The organism is Streptomyces sp. NPDC006624 (assembly GCF_040611555.1).
Taxonomy (GTDB): Bacteria; Actinomycetota; Actinomycetes; order Streptomycetales; family Streptomycetaceae; genus Streptomyces.
Genome location: NZ_JBEXOM010000002.1, coordinates 124,681 through 145,565 on the forward strand (window position 1 = coordinate 124,681; position 20,885 = coordinate 145,565).

Annotated in this window: 22 protein-coding genes and 1 pseudogene; 9 read left to right on the top strand and 14 right to left on the bottom strand. The window is 71.8% G+C overall.

Annotation, left to right across the window (positions count from 1 at the left end; genetic code table 11):
- The gene (locus ABZY20_RS04185; protein ID WP_356436276.1) at window positions 1-1,059 is read left to right on the top strand and encodes a PadR family transcriptional regulator; all 1,059 of its coding nucleotides are present in this window, start codon (window positions 1-3) and stop codon (window positions 1,057-1,059) included.
- A gap of 12 nt (window positions 1,060-1,071) precedes the next feature.
- Here the strand turns inward: ABZY20_RS04185 and ABZY20_RS04190 are convergent, their stop codons facing one another.
- From ABZY20_RS04190 to ABZY20_RS04205, 4 genes are all read right to left on the bottom strand, one after another.
- The gene (locus tag ABZY20_RS04190; protein ID WP_356436279.1) at window positions 1,072-1,644 is read right to left on the bottom strand and encodes a Clp protease N-terminal domain-containing protein; all 573 of its coding nucleotides are present in this window, start codon (window positions 1,642-1,644) and stop codon (window positions 1,072-1,074) included.
- On the bottom strand, window positions 1,644-1,853 hold the full coding sequence (locus ABZY20_RS04195) for an HTH domain-containing protein (RefSeq protein WP_003992902.1): 210 nt from the start codon (window positions 1,851-1,853) through the stop codon (window positions 1,644-1,646). The genes ABZY20_RS04190 and ABZY20_RS04195 overlap by 1 nt, the downstream gene beginning before the upstream one ends.
- Window positions 1,854-1,957: 104 nt before the next feature.
- Window positions 1,958-2,923, bottom strand: a complete 966-nt coding sequence (locus ABZY20_RS04200) for a zinc-binding dehydrogenase (protein ID WP_356436282.1) — start codon at window positions 2,921-2,923, stop codon at window positions 1,958-1,960.
- Window positions 2,924-3,133: 210 nt separating this feature from the next.
- Window positions 3,134-4,366, bottom strand: a complete 1,233-nt coding sequence (locus tag ABZY20_RS04205; protein ID WP_356436285.1) for an NADP-dependent malic enzyme — start codon at window positions 4,364-4,366, stop codon at window positions 3,134-3,136.
- A 596-nt stretch (window positions 4,367-4,962) separates the two neighbouring features.
- On the opposite strand from ABZY20_RS04205, the gene ABZY20_RS04210 reads away from it, so the two are divergent.
- From ABZY20_RS04210 to ABZY20_RS04220, 3 genes are read left to right on the top strand one after another with little or no spacing between them, the layout of a single operon-like run.
- On the top strand, window positions 4,963-5,916 hold the full coding sequence (locus tag ABZY20_RS04210; RefSeq protein WP_356436288.1) for an ABC transporter substrate-binding protein: 954 nt from the start codon (window positions 4,963-4,965) through the stop codon (window positions 5,914-5,916).
- Window positions 5,917-5,948: 32 nt separating this feature from the next.
- On the top strand, window positions 5,949-6,890 hold the full coding sequence (locus ABZY20_RS04215; protein WP_356436291.1) for an amino acid ABC transporter permease: 942 nt from the start codon (window positions 5,949-5,951) through the stop codon (window positions 6,888-6,890).
- Complete coding sequence (locus ABZY20_RS04220; protein ID WP_356436293.1) at window positions 6,887-7,648, top strand: amino acid ABC transporter ATP-binding protein; 762 nt, start codon at window positions 6,887-6,889, stop codon at window positions 7,646-7,648. The genes ABZY20_RS04215 and ABZY20_RS04220 overlap by 4 nt, the downstream gene beginning before the upstream one ends.
- A gap of 56 nt (window positions 7,649-7,704) precedes the next feature.
- Here the strand turns inward: ABZY20_RS04220 and ABZY20_RS04225 are convergent, their stop codons facing one another.
- Window positions 7,705-8,475, bottom strand: coding sequence for a class I SAM-dependent methyltransferase (locus tag ABZY20_RS04225; RefSeq protein WP_356436295.1), 771 nt, complete (start codon window positions 8,473-8,475; stop codon window positions 7,705-7,707).
- 89 nt (window positions 8,476-8,564) lie between these two features.
- On the opposite strand from ABZY20_RS04225, the gene ABZY20_RS04230 reads away from it, so the two are divergent.
- Window positions 8,565-9,224 (top strand): CGNR zinc finger domain-containing protein, encoded by a 660-nt coding sequence (locus tag ABZY20_RS04230; protein WP_356436298.1) that lies wholly within the window; start codon window positions 8,565-8,567, stop codon window positions 9,222-9,224.
- A 17-nt stretch (window positions 9,225-9,241) separates the two neighbouring features.
- Here the strand turns inward: ABZY20_RS04230 and sodX are convergent.
- Window positions 9,242-9,775 (bottom strand): annotated as a pseudogene (gene sodX / locus ABZY20_RS04235) (nickel-type superoxide dismutase maturation protease); the annotation flags it as partial.
- On the opposite strand from sodX, the gene sodN reads away from it, so the two are divergent.
- Window positions 9,687-10,082, top strand: a complete 396-nt coding sequence (sodN, locus tag ABZY20_RS04240) for a superoxide dismutase, Ni (protein WP_004983535.1) — start codon at window positions 9,687-9,689, stop codon at window positions 10,080-10,082. The pseudogene sodX and the gene sodN overlap by 89 nt on opposite strands.
- An 85-nt stretch (window positions 10,083-10,167) precedes the next feature.
- Here sodN and ABZY20_RS04245 read toward each other — a convergent pair whose 3' ends face one another.
- A complete protein-coding gene (locus ABZY20_RS04245; protein WP_356436301.1) occupies window positions 10,168-11,322 on the bottom strand; it encodes an inorganic phosphate transporter in 1,155 nt (384 codons plus the stop codon).
- A 103-nt stretch (window positions 11,323-11,425) separates the two neighbouring features.
- Between ABZY20_RS04245 and ABZY20_RS04250 the strand changes: the two genes are divergently transcribed.
- A complete protein-coding gene (locus ABZY20_RS04250) occupies window positions 11,426-12,175 on the top strand; it encodes a VOC family protein (RefSeq protein WP_356436303.1) in 750 nt (249 codons plus the stop codon).
- Here the strand turns inward: ABZY20_RS04250 and ABZY20_RS04255 are convergent.
- The 3 genes from ABZY20_RS04255 to ABZY20_RS04265 form a co-directional block, all read right to left on the bottom strand.
- The gene (locus ABZY20_RS04255) at window positions 12,157-12,387 is read right to left on the bottom strand and encodes a hypothetical protein (protein WP_356436306.1); all 231 of its coding nucleotides are present in this window, start codon (window positions 12,385-12,387) and stop codon (window positions 12,157-12,159) included. The genes ABZY20_RS04250 and ABZY20_RS04255 overlap by 19 nt on opposite strands.
- Window positions 12,388-12,469: 82 nt before the next feature.
- Complete coding sequence (locus ABZY20_RS04260) at window positions 12,470-12,730, bottom strand: hypothetical protein (protein ID WP_356436308.1); 261 nt, start codon at window positions 12,728-12,730, stop codon at window positions 12,470-12,472.
- A gap of 26 nt (window positions 12,731-12,756) precedes the next feature.
- On the bottom strand, window positions 12,757-13,341 hold the full coding sequence (locus tag ABZY20_RS04265; RefSeq protein ID WP_356436311.1) for a dihydrofolate reductase family protein: 585 nt from the start codon (window positions 13,339-13,341) through the stop codon (window positions 12,757-12,759).
- 112 nt (window positions 13,342-13,453) lie between these two features.
- On the opposite strand from ABZY20_RS04265, the gene ABZY20_RS04270 reads away from it, so the two are divergent.
- Complete coding sequence (locus ABZY20_RS04270; RefSeq protein WP_356436313.1) at window positions 13,454-14,089, top strand: TetR family transcriptional regulator; 636 nt, start codon at window positions 13,454-13,456, stop codon at window positions 14,087-14,089.
- Window positions 14,090-14,127: 38 nt separating this feature from the next.
- Here the strand turns inward: ABZY20_RS04270 and ABZY20_RS04275 are convergent, their stop codons facing one another.
- From ABZY20_RS04275 to ABZY20_RS04285, 3 genes are all read right to left on the bottom strand, one after another.
- Window positions 14,128-14,736 (bottom strand): GNAT family N-acetyltransferase, encoded by a 609-nt coding sequence (locus tag ABZY20_RS04275; protein ID WP_356436316.1) that lies wholly within the window; start codon window positions 14,734-14,736, stop codon window positions 14,128-14,130.
- A gap of 399 nt (window positions 14,737-15,135) precedes the next feature.
- Complete coding sequence (locus tag ABZY20_RS04280) at window positions 15,136-16,452, bottom strand: polyprenyl synthetase family protein (protein ID WP_356436317.1); 1,317 nt, start codon at window positions 16,450-16,452, stop codon at window positions 15,136-15,138.
- Between the two features lie 111 nt (window positions 16,453-16,563).
- Window positions 16,564-17,970: a family 2B encapsulin nanocompartment shell protein gene (locus tag ABZY20_RS04285; protein ID WP_356436320.1), complete on the bottom strand. Its 1,407-nt coding sequence runs from the start codon at window positions 17,968-17,970 to the stop codon at window positions 16,564-16,566.
- Window positions 17,971-18,225: 255 nt separating this feature from the next.
- Between ABZY20_RS04285 and ABZY20_RS04290 the strand changes: the two genes are divergently transcribed.
- Window positions 18,226-19,146 (top strand): pyridoxal-phosphate dependent enzyme, encoded by a 921-nt coding sequence (locus ABZY20_RS04290; RefSeq protein ID WP_356436323.1) that lies wholly within the window; start codon window positions 18,226-18,228, stop codon window positions 19,144-19,146.
- Between the two features lie 81 nt (window positions 19,147-19,227).
- Here the strand turns inward: ABZY20_RS04290 and ABZY20_RS04295 are convergent, their stop codons facing one another.
- Window positions 19,228-20,826 carry a Na+/H+ antiporter gene (locus ABZY20_RS04295; protein ID WP_356436325.1) on the bottom strand — a complete coding sequence of 533 codons (1,599 nt, stop codon included), beginning with the start codon at window positions 20,824-20,826 and terminating at the stop codon, window positions 19,228-19,230.
- Between the last annotated feature and the right edge of the window lie 59 nt (window positions 20,827-20,885).

The following is a 20,885-nucleotide window of genomic DNA, read 5'->3' on the forward strand; positions in this document are numbered from 1 at the left end:
ATGCCCCCCGTCTTCGCCCACGGCCGTCTCCGCCTGTACCTGCTGAAGCTGCTGGACGAGGCCCCCCGGCACGGCTACGAGGTGATCCGCCTCCTCGAGGAGCGCTTCCAGGGGCTGTACGCGCCGTCGGCGGGCACGGTCTACCCGCGCCTGGCCAAGCTGGAGGCCGAGGGCCTGGTCACCCACACCACCGAGGGCGGCCGCAAGGTCTACTCGATCACGGACGCGGGCCGCGCCGAACTGGCCGACCGCAGCGGCGAGCTGGCCGACCTGGAGCTGGAGATCCGCGAGTCGGTCGCGGAGCTGGCGGCGGAGATCAGGGCCGATGTGCGCGGGGCCGCGGGCGACCTGCGGCGCGAGATGCGCGCGGCGGCGACCGAGGCCCGCCGGGACACCGGCGGGCGCGGCACCCCGGGCACCCCCTTCGGCGACTTCACCGACCCCGGCGACAAGGAGGCCTGGCGGGTCGCCAAGGAGGAGATGCGGCGCGCCCGCCAGGAGTGGAAGGAGCAGGCCCGCCGCGCCAAGGACGAGAGCCGCCGCGCCCGCGAGGACGCCCAGCGCGCCCGCCGCCAGGCGAAGGAGGCCCAGGAGCAGGCCCGCGCCCAGGCCCAGGAGCAGGTGCAGCGCATCGCCCGCCGGGTCCAGGAGCAGGTGCAGGACCACTTCACCCGGGGCGACTGGCCGACGGGCCTGCGCGAGGGCCTGAGCGAGCTGGTCAAGGAGGTCGGCGAGTTCGGCAAGGACTACGGCAAGGACTTCGGCTTCGACTGGACCGGCACGGGCGCGCCGGAGCCCGGGGCGTCCCGTCCGGCGTCCTCACCCCCCGCCGAGGACTTCCCGGCCTCCTACGAACCGGCCTGGGCCCATGAGGACGCCGCCGCGTCCACCGGCGACCCCGCCCGCGACCTCGACCGTCTGCTCGACCGTTTCCGGGACGACATCCGCGACGCGGCCCGGGACCACGGTGTCACCCCGGACCAGCTGCGTGACACCCGCCGCCATCTGTCGACGGCGGCAGCCCACATCGGAGCGCTGCTGCGCGCACCGAAGAAGTAGGCGCCCCGCCGCTCAGCCGGCCTTGGCCTCGCCGCCACGCCCGTACAGCACGCGCGTCAGCGACGCGTACGTCACCCCGTGGTCGGCGAGGACCTCGGACGGCACGCCCGGGCGCAGGGTCAGGGCCAGCAGCAGGTGCTCGTCGCCGATGTGCCGGTCCCGCTGGGCGAGCGCCACCCGCAGCGACCTCTCCAGCACGTCCTTGGCGTCCCGTCCGAAGGAGGGCCTCCCCGACCACCAGCGTGTGTCCCTGCGGTCGCCGGCCATCGCCCCGACGCCGTGGGCCTCCTCGACCCGGGCGACGATCTCGGCCACGTCGATCCCCAGCCCGGCGAGCGCGTCGCTCTCGGCCCGGGACAGCCCGGCCCGCCTCCGCGCCCGCGCCAGGGCCTCACGCACGGACTCGCGCGCTTCGGGCCCAAGCCCCAGCGCGGCGAGCGCGAAGGACCCCCGGCTGCCCTCCCGGTCGAGCAGGGCCAGCAGCAGATGCCCGGGCTCCACAGTCGGCGCGCCGCTGCCTGCCTCCACGTGCTCGAACGCGCTCTTCACCACGTCCCGGGCGTCCTTCGTGAACCGTTCGAACATCAATGCCTCCCGTACTTCTTGTGCACGGCCTGCCTGCTCACACCGAGTTCGGTGGCGATCTCCTGCCAGGACCAGCCCTGGTTGCGGGCGTTGCGCACCTGTACGGCTTCCAGCTGTTCCAGCAGCCTGCGCAGCGCGGCGACGGCCCGCAGGCCGACCCGTGGATCGCGGTCACCGGCGCGCTCGGCCAGATCGGTTGCTTCGGTCATGATGTCAACATAGGTTGACAGGGAGGGTTCGTCAACCCCAGTTGACATGCCGAACGGCCGGCCCGTTCCCGGACCGGCCGTTCCAGCACCGCGCGGCGCGAAGCTCAGGGGTTGGTGAGCACGACCTTCCCGAACTGCTCACCGGAGGCGAGCCGCTCGAAGCCCTCCCGGGCGCGGTCCATGGGCAGCACCTCGTCGATCACCGGCCGCACACCCGTGGCGGCACAGAAGGAGAGGAGGTCCTCCAGTTCGTCCTTGGTCCCCATGGTCGAACCGACGACCTTCAGCTCCAGGAAGAAGATCCGGGTCAGTTCGGCGTGCGAGGGCCGGTCCCCGCTCGTGGCACCGGAGATCACCAGCGTGCCGCCGGGCTTCAGCGACTTCACGGAGTGCGACCAGGTCGCGGCCCCGACGGTCTCGATCACCGCGTCGACCCGCTGCGGCAGCCGCGCCCCGGACTCCAGCGCCTCCACGGCGCCCAGTTCCAGGGCCCGCTTGCGCTTGGCCTCGTCCCGGCTGGTGGCGAAGACCCGGAGCCCGGCGGCCTTGCCCAGCACGATGGCGGCCGTGGCGACACCGCCTCCGGCGCCCTGCACCAGCACGGAGTCACCGGGCCGGACGCCCGCGTTCGTGAACAGCATCCGGTAGGCGGTCAGCCATGCCGTGGGCAGGCAGGCGGCCTCCTCGAAGGACAGCTCCTTCGGCTTGGGCAGGATGTTCCAGGTCGGCACGGCCACCTGCTCGGCGAAGGTGCCCTGGTAACGCTCGGTCAGGATGGAGCGGGGCTCCGCGGGGCCGACCCCGTGCCCGCTCTGGCCGATCACGGAGTGCAGGACGACCTCGTTGCCGTCCTCGTCGATCCCGGCGGCGTCGCAGCCGAGGATCATCGGCAGCTTGTCCTCCGCGAGGCCGACGCCGCGCAGGGACCAGAGGTCGTGGTGGTTGAGGGAGGCGGCCTTGACCGTGACGGTGCTCCAGCCGGGACGGGGTCCGGGAGCCGGGCGCTCCCCCAACTCCAGGCCGGACAGCGGCTGGTCGCGGTCGATTCGGGCGGCGTAGACAGCGAACATGACCTTGACGATAGGTTCCGGACCGACCTCACGGAACCACCGGCCGCTGTGAGACACACCCTCTTGCCAGAATCCCGGCGGGCGTTGCCGCACACCGGGGCCGCGCGCTCACGGCCGCCGGACCGGCCACCGCGGCCGCGCAGCCGCCCCCACCACAGAAGAAGGACCCCGCCCGATCCCGGACGGGGTCACCTCGTACGACCGGTGGCGTCAGCGCCGGGCCACGCCCTCGGCGCGGGCCGCCGCCGCGACGGCGGCCGTCACCGCCGGCGCCACCCGCTCGTCGAACGGCGAGGGAATGACGTAGTCGGCCGAGAGGTCGTCCCCGACCACCGCCGCCAGCGCCTCGGCGGCCGCCAGCTTCATCCCCTCGGTGATCCGGGAGGCCCGCACCTGCAGCGCACCGGCGAAGATGCCGGGGAACGCCAGCACGTTGTTGATCTGGTTCGGGAAGTCCGACCGCCCGGTGGCGACCACGGCCGCGTACTTGTGCGCGATCTCGGGATGCACCTCGGGGTTCGGGTTCGCCATGGCGAACACGAACGCGCCCTCGGCCATCGACGACACCGCCGACTCCGGCACGGTCCCGCCCGAGACACCGATGAACACGTCGGCGCCGGCGAGCGCCGACTCCAGCGACCCGGTGATCCCGCCCTTGTTCGTGAACCCGGCCAGCTCCCGCTTCACGGGCGTGAGGTCGTCCCGGTCCGCCGACACGACACCCTTGCGGTCGGCCACGGCGACGTCCCCGATCCCGGCCTCGACCAGCATCTTCGCGATGGCGACACCGGCCGCGCCCGCACCGGAGATGACGGCGCGCAGATCGCCCAGCGCCCGCCCGCTCAGCCGCGCGGCGTTCCGCAGGGCGGCGAGGGTCACCACCGCCGTACCGTGCTGGTCGTCGTGGAAGACCGGGATGTCCAGCCGCTCCTGCAGCTTCCGCTCGATCTCGAAGCACCGCGGCGCCGAGATGTCCTCCAGGTTGACTCCGCCGAACGAGGGCGCGAGCCGCACCACCGTCTCGACGATCTCGTCCACGTCCGTGCAGTTCAGCGCGATCGGGACCGCGTCCACGCCACCGAACTGCTTGAACAGGATGGCCTTGCCCTCCATCACCGGGAGGGAGGCCTCGGGCCCGATGTCACCGAGCCCCAGAACGGCCGTACCGTCCGTCACGACGGCCACGACCGACGACTTCCACGTGTAGTCGTGCACGAGCTCCGGCTGCTCCGCGATCGCGCTGCACACCTTCGCGACGCCGGGCGTGTACGCCAGGGACAGGTCGTCCTTGTCACGGACCGGCACGGTGGCCTGCACAGCCATCTTGCCGCCGCGGTGCAGCGCGAACGCCGGGTCGAAGGAGTCGAGGGGCTCCGCACCGCCCTCGCCGCCCGTATCGCCGGTCTTGCTCTCGCTGCGAGGATTGACGATCTCCGCTGCCACTTCGTTTTACCCCTTAAATCTTCATTGGTTTGAGGGTGGCCACTCCTGGTGAGGGGTGGGCGGGACCGCGTACGGCCGTGGACGTGCTCTGTACGTGATACGTACGGGCGCGTACGCGACGGGCGCGCCGCACACGCGCCCTGAGCCCCGGATGAGGGGTGTAAAGACCCTTCTTACCGGACGAGAGCCACCGAGGACGAGTCCATAACGCCAAGGTCACATGACGGTGCCCCGACTCTTCGTCCAATTTCGGTACAACCTCTGGACAAACCAGCGACAACCACTCAAGCATCCGCGAAGCTCGCGCGCCTCATGCTGAAATCCCTGGTTGCGCCGAAGATCTTCCGGCCGGAAGCACTGATTCCCATAGAAGGTCCAGCCGTGGGAGACCGGGGTGATGCGGTTCGGGGATCGCCCGTTATCCGATTTTGACATGGCTGGCCCCCAGAATCGCGCAGTCCGAATGGCAAGATGCCGTAATCACACGAGGTCGCGACACTCGAAGGCGTGTGCTCTCGTCGACCCCATGGCGCGCTGCCTTTCCGGCAGTCGCCGGCCCCATCGGCAACTCCACCCATCCGCCGGAGGAACCCACCATGACCGCAAGCTCCACCCGTCGTACCACCGCCGCGCGTTCCCGGCTAGCAGCGGTCGGCGCGATCGCGGTCGCAGGCGCACTGATGCTCACCGGATGCGGTGACCAGACCAAGGACACGGGCTCGGGCAGCGACACCGCCGCCTCGGCCCCGCTCGCCGACAAGCTGCCCAAGGCGATCCGCGACAAGGGCGTCATCAAGGTCGGCTCGGACATCGCCTACGCCCCGGTCGAGTTCAAGGACAGCTCCGGCAAGGTGGTCGGCATCGACCCCGACCTCGCCGCCGCCATGGGCAAGCAGCTCGGGGTCGACTTCCAGTTCGAGAACGGCACCTTCGACACGCTGATCACGGGTCTGCGCTCGAAGCGGTACGACATCGCCATGTCAGCGATGACCGACACGAAGGACCGCCAGGAGGGCATCGACTCCGACACCGGCAAGAAGGTCGGTGAGGGCGTCGACTTCGTGGACTACTTCACCGCCGGTGTCTCGATCTACACCAAGAAGGGTGACGACCAGGGCATCAAGACCTGGTCCGACCTGTGCGGCAAGAAGATCGTGCTGCAGCGCGGCACGGTCTCCGAGGACCTGGCCAAGGCCGAGTCGAAGAAGTGCGAGAAGGGCGAGAAGATCGCCATCGAGGCCTTCGACAACGACCAGCAGGCCCAGACCCGCCTGCGCGCGGGCGGCGCCGACGCCGGCTCGTCCGACTTCCCGGTCGCCGCGTACGCGGTGAAGACCTCCGGTGGCGGCAAGGACTTCCAGCTGGTCGGCGAGCAGGTCGAGGCCGCTCCGTACGGCATCGCGGTCGCCAAGAACCAGACGGAGCTGCGGGACGCCCTCAAGGCCGCCCTCGACGCGATCATCGAGAACGGCGAGTACGAGAAGATCATGAAGAAGTGGGGCGTCACCGACGGCTCCATCGACGAAGCCACCATCAACGGCGGCAAGTGACCGCGACGCAGCGGCACTGAAAGGCAACACCCGTGACTGTTGACATCGACAAGACGGCGGGCGACACGCCCCCGGCCGGGCCGGAGGCCATCAAGGCCATCCCGGTCCGGCACTACGGGCGGTACGTCTCCGCCGTCGTCGCCCTCGCACTGCTGGGCGGCATCGTCTACGCGTTCTCCCAGGGCAAGATCAACTGGGGCGCGATCCCGGACTACTTCTTCGACGACCGCATCCTGGACGGCGTCGGCAAGACCCTGCTCCTGACCGTGCTGTCCATGGTCATCGGCATCGTCGGCGGCGTGCTGCTCGCCGTGATGCGCCTGTCGAAGAACCCGGTGACCTCGTCGATCGCGTGGTTCTACATCTGGTTCTTCCGCGGCACCCCGGTCCTGGTCCAGCTGATCGTCTGGTTCAACCTGGGCCTGGTCTTCGAGTACATCAACCTCGGGCCGTTCTACAAGGACGAGTGGTCGGACTTCATGACCCCGTTCCTGACGGCGCTGCTGGGCCTCGGCCTGAACGAGGCCGCCTACATGGCGGAGATCTGCCGTGCCGGTCTGCTCTCGGTCGACGAGGGCCAGACGGAGGCGTCGCACGCGCTGGGCATGAGCCACACCAAGACGCTGCGCCGCATCGTCATCCCGCAGGCGATGCGCGTGATCGTGCCGCCGACGGGCAACGAGGTCATCAACATGCTGAAGACGACCTCGCTGGTCTCGGTCGTCCAGTATCCCGAGCTGCTGCGGGCAGCTCAGGACATCGGCCAGACCTCCGGCGCCCCCGCCGAGATGCTGTTCCTGGCGGCTGCCTGGTACCTGCTGCTGACCTCGATCTTCAGCATCGGCCAGTACTACCTGGAGCGGTACTACGCGCGTGGTTCCAGCCGGGCGCTCCCGGCCACCCCGTTCCAGAAGATCAAGGCGAACGTGCTGTCCCTGTCCAGCCGCTCGAAGCCGACGGGAGGCACCGCATGACCGCCATGGTCAAGGCCGAAGGCGTCCACAAGTCGTTCGGCCCCGTAGAGGTCCTCAAGGGCATCGACCTGGAGGTGAAGTCCGGCGAGGTGTTCTGTCTCATCGGCCCCTCCGGTTCCGGCAAGTCGACCTTCCTGAGGTGCATCAACCACCTGGAGAAGATCAACGCCGGCCGCCTGTACGTGGACGGCGAGCTGGTGGGCTACCGCCAGAAGGGCGACAAGCTCTACGAGCTGAAGGACAGCGAGGTCGCCGTCAAGCGCCGGGACATCGGCATGGTCTTCCAGCGCTTCAACCTGTTCCCGCACATGACGGCCGTCGAGAACGTCATGGAGGCCCCGGTCCAGGTCAGGGGCACAAACCGGGGGCAGGCGCGGCAGCGGGCCCTGGAGCTGCTGGACCGGGTGGGGCTGGCCGACAAGGCGGGCAACTACCCCTCCCAGCTCTCCGGCGGCCAGCAGCAGCGTGTCGCCATCGCCCGGGCGCTCGCCATGGACCCGAAGCTGATGCTCTTCGACGAGCCGACCTCGGCGCTGGACCCGGAGCTGGTGGGTGACGTCCTGGACGTCATGCGCGACCTCGCCGAGTCCGGCATGACGATGATCGTCGTCACCCACGAGATGGGCTTCGCCCGCGAGGTGGGCGACAGCCTGGTCTTCATGGACGGCGGTGTGGTGGTCGAATCCGGTCACCCGCGCGAGGTGCTGACCAACCCGCAGCACGAGCGGACGAAGTCGTTCCTGTCCAAGGTGCTCTGACGGTACGCACGGCCAGGGGGCGGTACGGGATGCCCGTACCGCCCCCTCGGTCTGTGCTACTTCAGGGCCAGCAGCAGGGTGTCCGAGGGCGAGCACCACACGGGCCTGGCCTCGCCGAAGCCCATCTCGCGCAGCACGCGCGCGTGCCACCGCACCGACGGCATGTCGCCTTCCGCGTGTTCGCCGTAGATCTCGTAGCGGCGGGCCGTGGGGCCGGCGAGGTGGGGGTCCCGGGCGGCGAGCTGCCACCATTCGGCCCAGTCCAGGGCTCCGTCCCGCTTGGTCTGATCCATACGGGCGTGCCGCTGTGCCCGCTCGGCGGCGTTGATCCGGGGCGTGGTCTCGTCGATCATGTGGTCCGCGTTCATGAAGACACCGCCGTCGCGGACCAGCCCCGCGACCCGGCCGTAGAGGTCCGCGAGGGGTTCCCGGTGCAGCCAGTGCAGGGCCGTCGCGGTCAGGACGGCGTCGTACGACGTGTGCGGCAGCTTCGCCGGCCAGCCGGGGTCCTTCAGGTCGGCGGTGACCAGGCGGACCCGGTCGTCACCGGCGAAGGTGCCCTCGGCGATGGCCAGGAGCGCCGGGTCGAGGTCGACGCCGGTGCTGGTGGCGTCCGGGAGGCGGGCGAGCAGCCGGGCGGTGATGCTGCCGGTTCCGCAGGCGAGGTCGAGCACGCGCGGTGCGATGCCGACGAGCGCTTCCACCATGTCGAGCATGATCTCGAACCGCTTCTCGCGGTCGGGCATGTACCACTCCTGCTGCCGGTCCCAGCTCTCCTGCCAGGCACGCCAGTCGGTGGTGGCCGTGGTGGTGTCGGCGTCCGTCATCGAGCCCCTCCCTCGTAATACCCTGGAAGCACCATCAGCTCTTACCAGTGCACGCTCACGACGATAAAGCCCCTCCGTAAGGACTACAAGTGGAACTGGCCTATTACTCGGACTACGCCGTGCGCCTCGTCAACACCGAGGAACCGGCCCGGGGCAAGGACACCCTGACGTCGGTCGAGGCCGTTCGTGACCTGTTCGGCGGCAGCCAGTCGGCGGCCCGGCGTGCCACCGACGCGGACGTGACGCGGTTCCGCTCGATCCGGGCGCGGCTGCGCGCGGTCTTCGAGGCGGCCGACGCGGGCGACGAGACGCTCGCCGTCGACCTGCTCAACTCACTGCTGCTGGAGTTCCCGGTGAGCCCTCAGATCTCCGGGCACGACTTCCGCGACGACGACGGCCGTCCGCTGTGGCACATGCACCTGGCGGACCACCCGTCCAACGCGACCGCGGGCTATGCGGCGATCGCCGCGATGGGCCTGGCGTTCCACCTGACCGAGTACGGCGTGGACCGGCTCGGCCTGTGCGAGGCCGCGCCCTGCCGCAACGCCTACCTCGACACCTCCACCAACCGCTCCCGGCGCTACTGCTCCGACCGCTGCGCGACCCGCGCCAACGTCGCCGCCTACCGGGCCCGCAAACGCCTGGAGGCCGCCCGGCCCGGCCTGCCCGAGAGGACGGGCCTGGCCGCGGAGAGCGCCCAGCCGAGCAGCACCCAGGGCGAACGGCGGGCGGACCTGAGCGGCCGGTAGCGGAGCCTGACCCGCCCCAACACCAGGTCGTCGGGCACGACGCCGTAGTCGGTGCTGTCGCCCCCCGCGTACGCGTTGTCCCCGAGCACCCACCAGCCGCCCTCGCGCCGCTCGGCGACCCGCTTCACCACGAGCAGGTCCTGCTGGAAGGGATGCCGCAGCACGACGACGTCGCCGGGCCTGACCCGGGTCCCGTAGTGCACCAGGAGCCGGTCCCCGTGGTACAGGGTCGGCACCATGGACGGCCCGGTCACCTCGGCGACGCCGAACGGCGCGCCCGGCCTCTCCCGTCCGGGCTCCTGCGACAGCTCCGGCATCACCCGGCACCTCCCCGTCTCTTCGTCCACCAGTCTCAGTCTCACCCCGGACTTTTGTCCTAAGCCCATGGGGGCACCCGCGAAAAGCCGTCCCTCACGGAGTAATGTCCCCTGTGAGAAGACGATCACGAGGAAGGAATGCTCCATGCTTTCCCGCCTGTTTGCCCCCAAGGTCAAGGTCAGCGCGCACTGCGACCTTCCCTGCGGTGTGTACGACCCCGCCCAGGCCCGCATCGAGGCGGAGTCGGTCAAGGCCGTCCAGGAGAAGATGGCCGGTAACGACGACCCGCACTTCCAGGCGCGCGCCACCGTCATCAAGGAGCAGCGTGCCGAGCTCGCGAAGCACCACGTCTCGGTGCTCTGGAGCGACTACTTCAAGCCGCCGCACTTCGAGAAGTACCCGGAGCTGCACCAGCTGGTCAACGACACCCTGAAGGCCCTCTCGGCCGCCAAGGCGTCGACCGACCCGGCCACCGGCCAGAAGGCGCTGGACTACATCGCCCAGATCGACAAGATCTTCTGGGAGACCAAGAAGGCCTGATCGGCGAGTACGACGAAGGGGCCCGGCCGGACGCACGGCCGGGCCCCTTCGTCGTGCCGGCTCGGTGAACCGAGTACGGCTCGGGTCAGGCGACCGTGCCGACCTTGGCGGGCGGGTCGGTGCGCAGGGAGGTGCCCGGCGCGTCGTTGACGTTGCCGGCGTGCACCGGGTTGCGGCGTGAGACCAGCACGATGCCCGCCGCGAGTGCCGCCCCGCTCACGGCGACGACGGCCGTGCCCAGGTCCCCGCCGCTGCGGACGACGGCGGCGGCCAGCCCTCCGATCAGCGCGGCGGCCGGCAGGGTGATCACCCAGGCGACCGCCATCCGGCCCGCGACGCCCCAGCGGACCCGCGCGAGCCTGCGGCCGAGCCCGGCGCCGAGGATGCTGCCCGAGGCGACCTGGGTGGTGGACAGGGCGAAGCCGAGGTGGGCGGAGGTCAGGATGACGGCCGTGGAGGCGGTCTCGGCGGCGAAGCCCTGCGGCGACCGGATCTCGGCGAGGCCCTTGCCCATGGTGCGGATGATGCGCCAGCCGCCGAGGTAGGTGCCGAGACCCATGGCGAGGCCGGCGGAGGCGACGACCCACAGCGGCGGGCCGGCGTCGTGGCCGAGGGCGCCGGCCGCGATCAGAGTCAGGGTGATGACGCCCATGGTCTTCTGTGCGTCGTTCGTGCCGTGGGCGAGGGAGACCAGCGAGGCGGAGGCGATCTGGCCGGCGCGGAAGCCCTTGGTGACGGTCTCCTCGCGGGCGCGGGCGGTGAGGCGGTAGGCGAGACCGGTGGCGAGCAGCGCGGCGACACCGGCCACGACGGGCGAGACGACCGCCGGCACCAGCACCTTCTCGACGACCTTGCCGAAGTCGACGCCCCGGCTGCCCGCCCCGATCCACACGGCCCCGATCAGCCCTCCGAACAGGGCGTGGGAGGAGCTGGAGGGCAGGCCGACGAGCCAGGTCAGCAGGTTCCACAGGATCGCCCCGACCAGCCCCGCGAAGATCATGGCCGGGGTGACGAGGGTGTCGTCCACGATGCCACCCGAGATGGTCCTGGCCACCTCGGTGGACAGGAAGGCACCGGCGACGTTGAGGACACCGCTGATCAGGACCGCGGTACGGGGCGCGAGCGCGCCCGTGGCGATGGAGGTGGCCATCGCGTTCGCCGTGTCGTGGAAACCGTTGGTGAAGTCGAAGGCGAGTGCCGTGACGATGACGACTGCCACGAGGAACGTGATGTGGTCCATTGCTGCATGCAAACAAGCACGGACCGGTGGGCGGGGAGCGGCGAGGCGGGGCGGGTCGAGGTTCACGCAGGTGGCCGTGGCGGGGCCCTCTACGATCACGCCCATGACGATCCGCTGGACGTACGCCTTCATCGACCGGCCGCGCCCGGCCTTCGATGCCGCCTGTGACTTCTGGACGACGGTCACCGCCACCCGCCTGTCCGAACTCCGCGGGGAGGGCTCGGAGTTCGCGACGCTGCTCCCGGACGGCGCGGACGCGTGCGTGAAGGTCCAGGCGGTGGCGTCGGGGACCGGCGGCGCGCACCTCGACTTCTGCGTGGACGACGTGGGGGAGTTCGCCGCTTCGGCCGTGCGGCTCGGCGCGGAGGTGGTGGCGGACCTGGGGTCGCTCGTCGTGATGCGGTCGCCCGGCGGGCAGTTGTTCTGCGGCGACCCCTGGCGCGGTCAGACGGCCCGTCCGGGCGTGGTGCGGGGCAGCCGCCTCGACCAGGTGTGCCTGGACGTCCCGCCCTCCGTTTACGGCACCGAAGTCGCCTTCTGGAGCGCGCTCCTGGCCGGCTGGACGTCACTGCCGGGCGCCCTCCCGGAGTTCCACGTGGTCAAGCCGCCGCCCGGCCTGCCGCTCCGGCTGCTCCTGCAACGCCTCGACGGGGAACGGCCCGCCTCCGCCCACCTCGACCTCGCCTGCGCGGAGGTCGCGGCGACCCGGGCGTGGCACGAGGAACACGGCGCCGCGTTCGTGGCCGCCTTCTCCGGCTGGACGGTGATGCGGGACCCGGCCGGGGGCACCTACTGCCTGACGACCCGCGACCCGGAGACGGGCGCGCTGCGGGTTCAGCGCGAGTCGATGTAGGCGCACGCCTGCGCGACGGCCGTGTCCGGCGTCGGGCAGGGCGGCAGGTCATGCCGCTCGCCGGGCTTGTTCTCCTCCCAGACGTACGGACCCCCGGGTTCGGTGGAGTCCTGCAGCCAGACGGTCAGCCCGCCCGCGACGGCGACGGCCAGCGCCCACGCGATCACCAGCCAGCGCCACGCCCTGCGACGCCGTCCCCCCGTCATGCTCATGCTCTCCACGTGCGTCAAGGACCCGGTGGCCGGCCGGCGCATCCAGGTCGGACGGTCCTCGGCGCCCGGCACGGGACCGGGCTCAGGAATTCTCCGCGACGGATTCTCCTGGAGGTCTCTCCGGTTCACCAGGCGGCTCAGCGGCAGGGGCCGCCGCGGCGGGGCGGGTGTCCTCGCCCGTGGCGGCTCCCTGGGCGCTCTCCGCGCTGTACGTCGCGCACTCGGTGTTGCGGCAAGGGCCCGGCACCCACCGCGGGACCCATGTGCCCAGCGTCTTGTGGCGCCGGACGACCGTTTCCACTGGCTGTCCACAGCGGGGACAGACGTGTTCTTCGCTGCCCATGTCCTCAGCGTAGGCCGGTCGGCGGTTCAGCGCTTCCTGCTGTAGGTGCGCACCAGGACGCCGTTGCCGAACGTGCGCACCGACTCCAGGGTGAACTCCGTGAGCCCGGCCCCGGCCTCGAACATCGGCATGCCCGAGCCGTAGACGATCGGGTAGGTCTTGATGACGAGTTCGTCGATCTCGTCGAGCAGGGCGCCCGCGATCCGCGCGCCGCCGCACAGGTAGATGCCGGATGTGCCGTCCTCGGCCTTCAGCTCGCGGACCTTGCCGATCAGGTCGTCCGCGATGATCTCGACGTTCGGGTCGGGCGACTCCCTCAGGGTGCCGGAGGCGACGTACTCGCGCAGGTGCGCGTAGGGGCTGGTGATGCCTTCCTTCAGGGCGATGCCGTAACTGCCGCGGCCCTGGATGACGGTGTCGAACCGCTGGTTCGGCAGGTCGTCGATGCCCATGGCACGGCGGCCCTGCGTGTAGATGGTCTCCGGATACTCCGCCTTCAGGAAGGCGAGGAACTCCTCGTCGACGAAGGGGTACATCGACGACGCGTCGCCGCCGGGGTCCCCGATGAAGCCGTCGATGGAACAGGCGATGAAGTACGTGAGCTTTCGCAAGCCGGTCTCTTTTCGTAGGCTGCCGGTGCAACAACTGCATTTGTAGTACTCCGAGTGTAGTGGTTGCAAGGGAATTACCGCGGACCGCCGAAAGTGACAGAAGGGACTCCGCATGGCCAGCAACCCCGAGCGCCGGGCCGCGCTCGTCGACGCCGCCGTCGAGGTGCTCGCGCGCGAGGGTGCGCGCGGGCTGACGTTCCGCGCGGTGGACGCGCAGGCCGGGGTGCCCGTGGGCACCGCCTCCAACTACTTCACCGGCCGCGCCGACCTGCTGCGCCAGATCGACACCCGGCTGCACGTACGGCTCGCGCCGGACCCGGACGTGGTCGCCGGGCTGCTGTCCCGGCCGAAGGACCGCGCCCTGGTCGCGGCCTTCATGCACGACCTCATGGGCCGCGCGACCCGCGACCGCACCGGCTATCTCGCCCTGATGGAGCTGCGCCTGGAGGCCACCCGGCGCCCCGAACTGCTCGACTCCTTCACCAGGTCGGTGCGCGGGGACCTGGAGGAGGGCATGCGGTTCCACGGCGCGGCCGGGCTGCCGGGCGGCGACGAGACCGTCGCCGTGCTGTACCTGGCCATGCTCGGGCTGCTCCTGGAGCATCTGACCCTGCCGGGCGTGCTGGAGGGCGTGCTGCCCGGGGTGTCCGTGCCGGACGGGCTGGTGGAGCGGATCGTGGCGACGGTTCTCCCGGAGACGGCCGGGGCTGCGGAAGCCGCGGGGCCGGGAACCGCGGAGGTTCCGTAGACGGCGGTGCTTGCGGTGGGGAGTCGGGCGGGGCGGTCCTAGGCGGTCCGGTGCGCTCTCGGCTCGCGCCACATCGGCCACATGGCCGGGCCGTCGGGAAGCTCGAGGACCGGCCCGGCGAGTGCGAAGCCGAGGCGCTCGTACAGCTTGCGGCTGCGGGCGCTGCTGGCCTCCAGGTAGGCGGGCAGTCCCTCGCGGTCGCAGCGCTCCAGGACCGAGCCGATCAGCGCGGTCCCGAGCCCTTCGCCCTGGCGGTCCGGGGCCACGCCGATCATCCACAGGTACTCGTGGGCCCGCCCGGAGGGGTGGACGGCCGCCGTCAGCCGGCCGATCAGCTCGATGCGTTCGTTGTCCGGATCGACGGCCTGCCGCACCTGCGCCGGACCCTCGTCCTCGCCGTCGTGACCGTCCTCGGCCGGTACGGACAGCCACAGCGCGCAGGCCGAGCCGTCCTCGGTGACGTCCACGCGGCCGGCCGCGAGCACGATGTCGGTGAAGGCGGCCATGAGCCCGGGGTGCTTGGCACGGCGGTCCTCCACTCCGGGGAAGACCCAACCGCTCACGGGGTCGTCCTGGAACGCCCCGTCCAGGAGCCGGACGACCAGGTCCCGGTCCGCCTCGCCCGCCGTCCGGATCGCCACGCCCATGCCCCGCCCCTTCGATCGTCCCGACGGGCGTCGATCGTAGGGCGGTCGGCGGCCCGGGCGGGGAGCCCGGCGGGACCTTGGCGCAAACCCGCCGGACGCGTGTCCCGAACCCGGTCGCGCGAGGTGAGGGGAAGGGGGGCGGGCCCCGCACACCGTGGGGCAGTGCGGGACCCGCCGGCCGGAGCCCGGGGACCGTGCGGGGTCAGGAACCGCACAGCCCCCGGGACTCCGGGGTCCGGTCCTTCGGTCACCCGAAGGGACGCCGGGCGCCACCGGCAGCCGATGCGCGCCGCGCGCCCGGTGGTGCCTCGCCGGCCGAGGACCGGGCGTTCGCCTCCGGCCCACGACCGCCGCCACGGCGCTCACGAGCCGGTCCGCGGACCGTCGGCCGCCGCCTCGTCAACTGCCGCGCCTGGTCACGAACTCGGCGAGGGCCAGCAGACCGCCCGCCGCCTCCGGATCGGGTACGGCGCGTGCCAGTTGCTGCACCGCCCGGGCCATCCGGTCGGCCGCCTGCTCCTGTGCCCAGTCACGGCCGCCCGCGCGCTCCACGGTCAGGGCGAGGTGCTCCAGGTCCACCTTCCCGCCGGGGCGTGCGGACAGTTCGGCGAGCCCGGCCGCTTCCGGGCTGCCTGAAGTGAGGGCCGCGACCACCGGCAGGGACTTGCTGCGGGCGGCCGGATCCGCACCGACGGGTTTGCCGGTCCGGCCCGGGTCGCCCCAGAGGCCGATGACGTCGTCGATGAGCTGGAAGGCGAGCCCGGCCTCCCGGCCGAACGCGTCCAGCGCCGCCACGTCCGCGGCCCCGGCGCCCGCGTACAGCGCGCCGATCGCGCAGGCCCCGCCCAGCAGAGCACCCGTCTTGGCCTCGGCCATGGCGAGCACCTCGTCGAGCGTGACCTCGCCGGGGCCGCGCCGCTCCATGGCCGTGTCCGCGTGCCGCCCGGCGCACAGCTCGACCACGCAGTCCGCGAGCCGGGCGGCGGCGGCCGAGGACGCCGGATGGGGGTCCTCGGCGAGCAACCGCAGTGCCAGTGCCTGCAGGGCGTCCCCGGCGAGGATCGCGTCGGCGTCTCCGAACACGGTCCACGCGGTGGGCCGGTGCCGGCGGACGGCGTCACGGTCCATCGTGTAGTCGTGCAGCAGCGTGCAGTGGTGGACCAGCTCCACCGCGGCCGCCGCCCGGACCGCACGCGCCCGGGCCTCGGATCCCCCCAGGGCGGCCGCCGCGACGAGGACGAGCGCGGGGCGGATGGCGCTGCCCGAACCGCCCTTGCCCGGACTGCCGTTCGCTGGACCGCCCATCACCGGCCTGCCCTTGCCCGAACCGCCCCTGCCCGGACCGCCGTTCCCCGGACCGCCCTTGTCCTGACCGCCGTTCCCCGAACCGCCCATCACCGGACTGCCCTTGCCGGAACCGCCCCTGCCCGGGAAGCCGTCCCCCCGGTCCCAGCCGAAGTGGTGGAGCGCGACGCGGCGCATCGGGCCGGGCAGCGAGTCGATCGCGGCCCGCAGCACCGGGTCGACCTCCGCACGGGCCCGCTCCAGGAGCACGACCGCCTCGTGAGCCTCGGCCGGCTCCGGCCGGCTGCCGCGCCGCGCCGTGACGAGCCCCCGCCTGTGCGGCGACCTGGCTGGGTGCCAGGGCTCGGCGCGCTGCCCACCGGGGGCGGGCAGCGTCGTCTCCGTCCTGGACTCCGTAAGGGACTCACCCATGGGACCGCCTCGGAGGACGAGCGGACGGTGGCGCCTGCGCTGCCGTCGGACGCGTGCCCCGAGGATCTACCCGCCCCGCCGGGCGCGGACACAGCGGGCACACCGGAAGCGTCACCGCCAGCGGCCGATCTCGACGTTCTCCAGGACGCCCAGCGCGTCCGGTACCAGGACCGCCGCCGAGTAGTAGGCCGTGACCAGGTACTTGATGATGGCCTGTTCGTTGATGCCCATGAAGCGCACCGACAGACTCGGCTCGATCTCGTCCGGGATGCCCGAGGCGCGCAGACCGATGACGCCCTGGTCGCTCTCGCCGGTGCGCATCGCGATGATCGACGTCGTACGCGCTTCGGTCACCGGGATCTTGTTGCACGGGAAGATCGGCACGCCGCGCCAGGTCGGGATGCGGTTGCCGGACATGTCGATGGTCTCCGGGACCAGTCCGCGCTTGTTGAGCTCACGGCCGAACGCGGCGATGGCGCGCGGGTGGGCGAGCAGCAGTCTGGTGCCGCGGCGCCGGCTGAGCAGCTCGTCCAGGTCGTCCGGGCCGGGCACGCCGTCGTGCGGCTGGATCCGCTGGTCGTACTCGCAGTTGTGCAGGAGGCCGAAGTCCCGGTTGTTGACCAGCTCGTGCTCCTGACGCTCCTTCAGCGCCTCGACCGTCAGCCGGATCTGCTGCTCGGTCTGGTTCATGGGCTGGTTGTAGAGGTCGGCCACGCGCGTGTGGATGCGCAGTACGGTCTGGGCGACGCTCAGTTCGTACTCGCGGGGGCTGGCCTCGTAGTCGACGAAGGTGTGCGGGATGTCCGGCTCGCCGGAATGGCCGGAGGAGAGGTCGATCGCCTTCTCGCCGTACTTGTTGGAGCGCTGCGCGGGGATCGAGCGGAGCTGCCGGAGGTGCTCGCGCAGTGTGTCCGAGCGCTCGGCGATCCGCGCGAACTCCTGGCGGGGCAGCACGAGCAGGGTGCACGCGGTGAGCGCGCGGGCCGTGTACTCCCAGATCGCGTCGTCGTTCAGCAGGGCGTCGTCGCCGAAGTAGGACCCGTCGGCGAGGACGCCGAGGGACTCGTCCTCCCCGTACGGGCCCGTGCCGACCTTCTCGACCCTGCCGTGCGCCAGCAGGTACACCTCGTCGGCCTGGCTGCCGAACGAGGCGATCACGTTGCCCGCCGGGATCTCGCGCTGATCGCAGCGGCGGGCGATCTCGCGGAGCACCTCTTGGTCCTCGTAGGACCGCAGGGCCGGCAGCTCCCCCAGCTCCGCGGGGATGATCTCGACCCGGTCGCCGGTCTGCACGAACGTCAGCCGGCCGTCGCCGACGGCGAAGGTCAGTCGCCGGTTCACCCGGTACGTACCGCCCTGGACGTCGACCCAGGGCAGCATGCGCAGCAGCCAGCGGGAGCTGATCTCCTGCATCTGCGGCACGGACTTGGTCGTGGTGGCCAGGTTCCGCGCGGCCGCCGTGCCGAGACTCTGCTGCGGCCTGGTCTGCTCGGTGCGGGCCTCTTCGCCTACCGACATAGAGAACTGCCCTCCAGGTTGTGACCGACGCCCACATGCCCCGGGCATCGAGGTGCACGCCCCAGCCTTCCTCACGCAGCGTCGCCAGGCCATTACACGAAAGAGCGGGAATGGATCTTCGACACGCTGGGCAGAAGGCGCGCGTCGTGGTGCATGGCATGAGGGGCGGGTCGGGCCAGGGCGGCTGGGGGCGCCTCCCCGCCCCGAGCCCGGGCGGCCGCTCCCCCTGTCCGGCATCCGGGTGACAATGGCCCGGTGACCAGCCCCGACACTCCCGGCCTCGCCGCGCTGCGGCCCCGGCTGCCCTCGCCGGTGCAGGAGGTCGCCGACCCCCGGTTCGAGCGCCGGGGCGTGCGGCTGCTGCTGAAGCGGGACGACCTGATCCACCCGGAGCTGATCGGCAACAAGTGGCGCAAGCTGGCGCCGAACCTGGCAGCGGCGGCCGGCCGGACCGTCGTCACGTTCGGCGGCGCGTGGTCCAACCACCTGCGCGCCACGGCCGCCGCCGGCCGGCTGCTCGGCATCCGAACAGTGGGTGTCGTGCGCGGCGACGAGCTGGCCGGCAGGCCCCTCAACCCGTCCCTGGCCCGCTGCGCGGCCGACGGCATGCGCCTGCACTTCGTCGACCGGGCGACCTACCGCCGCGCGTCCGATCCACGCACCCTCACCGGCATCCTGACCGGCGCCCTGGGCGCGGCGGACGCCGAGGACGCGTACGTCGTCCCCGAGGGCGGCAGCAACGCCGAGGCGGTACGCGGCTGCCGGGAGCTCGGCGCCGAACTGCGCGGCCGGGCCGATGTAGTCGCCGTGGCCTGCGGAACCGGCGGCACCCTGGCGGGGCTGGCCGCTGGCCTCGCCCCCGGGCAGCGCGCCCTGGGCGTCCCGGTCCTCAAGGGCGGCTTCCTGACGGCCGGCACGGAGGCCCTGCAACAGCGGACCTTCGGCGGCAGGCGAGGTGACTGGAGCCTGGACGACCGCTTCCATTTCGGCGGCTACGCGCGCGTGCCGGACGAGCTGCACGCGTTCGCCTCGGACTTCGAGGACCGCCACGGCCTGCCCGTCGAGCGCCTGTACGTGGCCAAACTGCTGTACGGGCTCGTCACCCTGGCGGGGGAAGGCGCCTTCCCTCGCGGCACGGCGGTGGCGGCGGTGATCACCGGCCGCCCGTTTCCGTGACGACCGCCGCAGGCACGCGTGCGTGCCGGCACAGCCGTGCGGCTCGTCGGCACGCACGCGTGCCCTGAGGCGACGCCCTCCCTACGCCGCCTCCCGGAAGGCCGCCGCCTCCTCCAGGTCCAGCCTGCGCAGCAGGGTCCGCAGCATCTCGTCGTCGATGTACCGGGCGTCCCGGAGCTTGACGAAGACCTCGCGCTCGGCGCCGATCATCTCCCGCGACAGCCGCCGGTAGGTGTCGTCGACGGACTCCCCGGTGACCGGGTTGGACTGCCCGAGCCGTTCCCAGACGGCGTTGCGGCGGCGTTCCAGGACGGTGCGCAGCCGGTCGGCGAGCGGTGCGGGCAGGGCGTTGCGCTCGTCGGTGAGGAGTTCGTCCAGGCGCCGCTCGGCGGCCCGGGACGCCTGCGCCTGGGCGTTGGCCTCGGCGAGCGTCTCGGCCTGCGCGTCCCGCCCGGGGAACTTCAGCAGGCGGATCAGCGGGGGCAGGGTGAGGCCCTGCACGACCAGGGTGCCGATGACGGTCGTGAAGGTCAGGAAGAGGATCAGGTTCCGCTGCGGGAAGGGCTCCTCGCCGTCGTGCATGGTCAGCGGGATGGAGAAGGCGATGGCCAGCGAGACCACGCCCCGCATCCCGGCCCACGCGATGATGAACGGCCCCTTCCAGGTGGGGTTGTCCTCCCGCTCGCGGATCCGCGCGGACAGCAGCCGCGGCAGGAAGGTCGCGGGGTACACCCACACGAACCGGGCCGCGACCACCACCAGGAAGACGGCGACCGCGTACCAGGCGGCCTCGGATCCCTCGTACTCCCCCAGTCCCCTGAGCACCACCGGCAACTGCAGCCCGATCAGCGCGAACACCGCCGACTCCAGGACGAAGGCGACCATCTTCCACACCGCTTCCTCCTGGAGGCGGGTGGCGAAGTCGACCTCCCACGCGCGGTGCCCCAGGTAGAGCGCGACGACGACGACCGCGATGACGCCGGAGGCGTGCACCTCCTCGGCGACGGCGTACGCGACGAACGGGATCAGCAGCGAGAGCGTGTTCTGCGGCAGCGCGTCCTTCACGTGCGTGCGCAGCCAGTGGATCGGCGCCATGAGCACCAGGCCGACCGCCAGGCCGCCGACCGCGGCGAGCAGGAACTCGCCGATGCCCGCGGCCCAGGTCGCGCCCTCGCCGACGGCGGCGGCCAGGGCGACGCGGTAGGCGGTGATCGCGGTGGCGTCGTTCAGCAGGGACTCGCCCTGGAGGATCGTGGTGATCCGCGACGGCAGCCCGACCCGGCGCGCCACCGCCGTCGCCGCGACCGCGTCCGGGGGCGCCACGATCGCGCCGAAGACCAGGGCCGCGGTCAGCGGCAGGCCGGGCACGATCAGGTACAGGGCCCAGCCGACGACGAACGTCGCGAACAGCACGTACCCGACGGACAGCATCGCCACCGGCCTCAGCTGGGCCCGCAGGTCGAGGTACGAACTGTCGGTGGCGGCCGTGTGCAGCAGCGGGGGCAGGATGAGCGGCAGGACGATGTGCGGGTCGAGCGCGTAGTCGGGCACCCCGGGGATGTAGCTGACCGCCAGCCCGGCGGCGACCAGCAGCAGCGGCGCGGGCACGGGTGTCCGACGCCCGGCCGCGGCGATCGCCGCACTGCCCGCCACCAGCAGCAGCAGTGGCATCACGTCCATCGTTCTCGCCCGCCCTCTTTTTTCGACGCGGTCTTCCGCTCGGCCGTCGTAACCTGGCA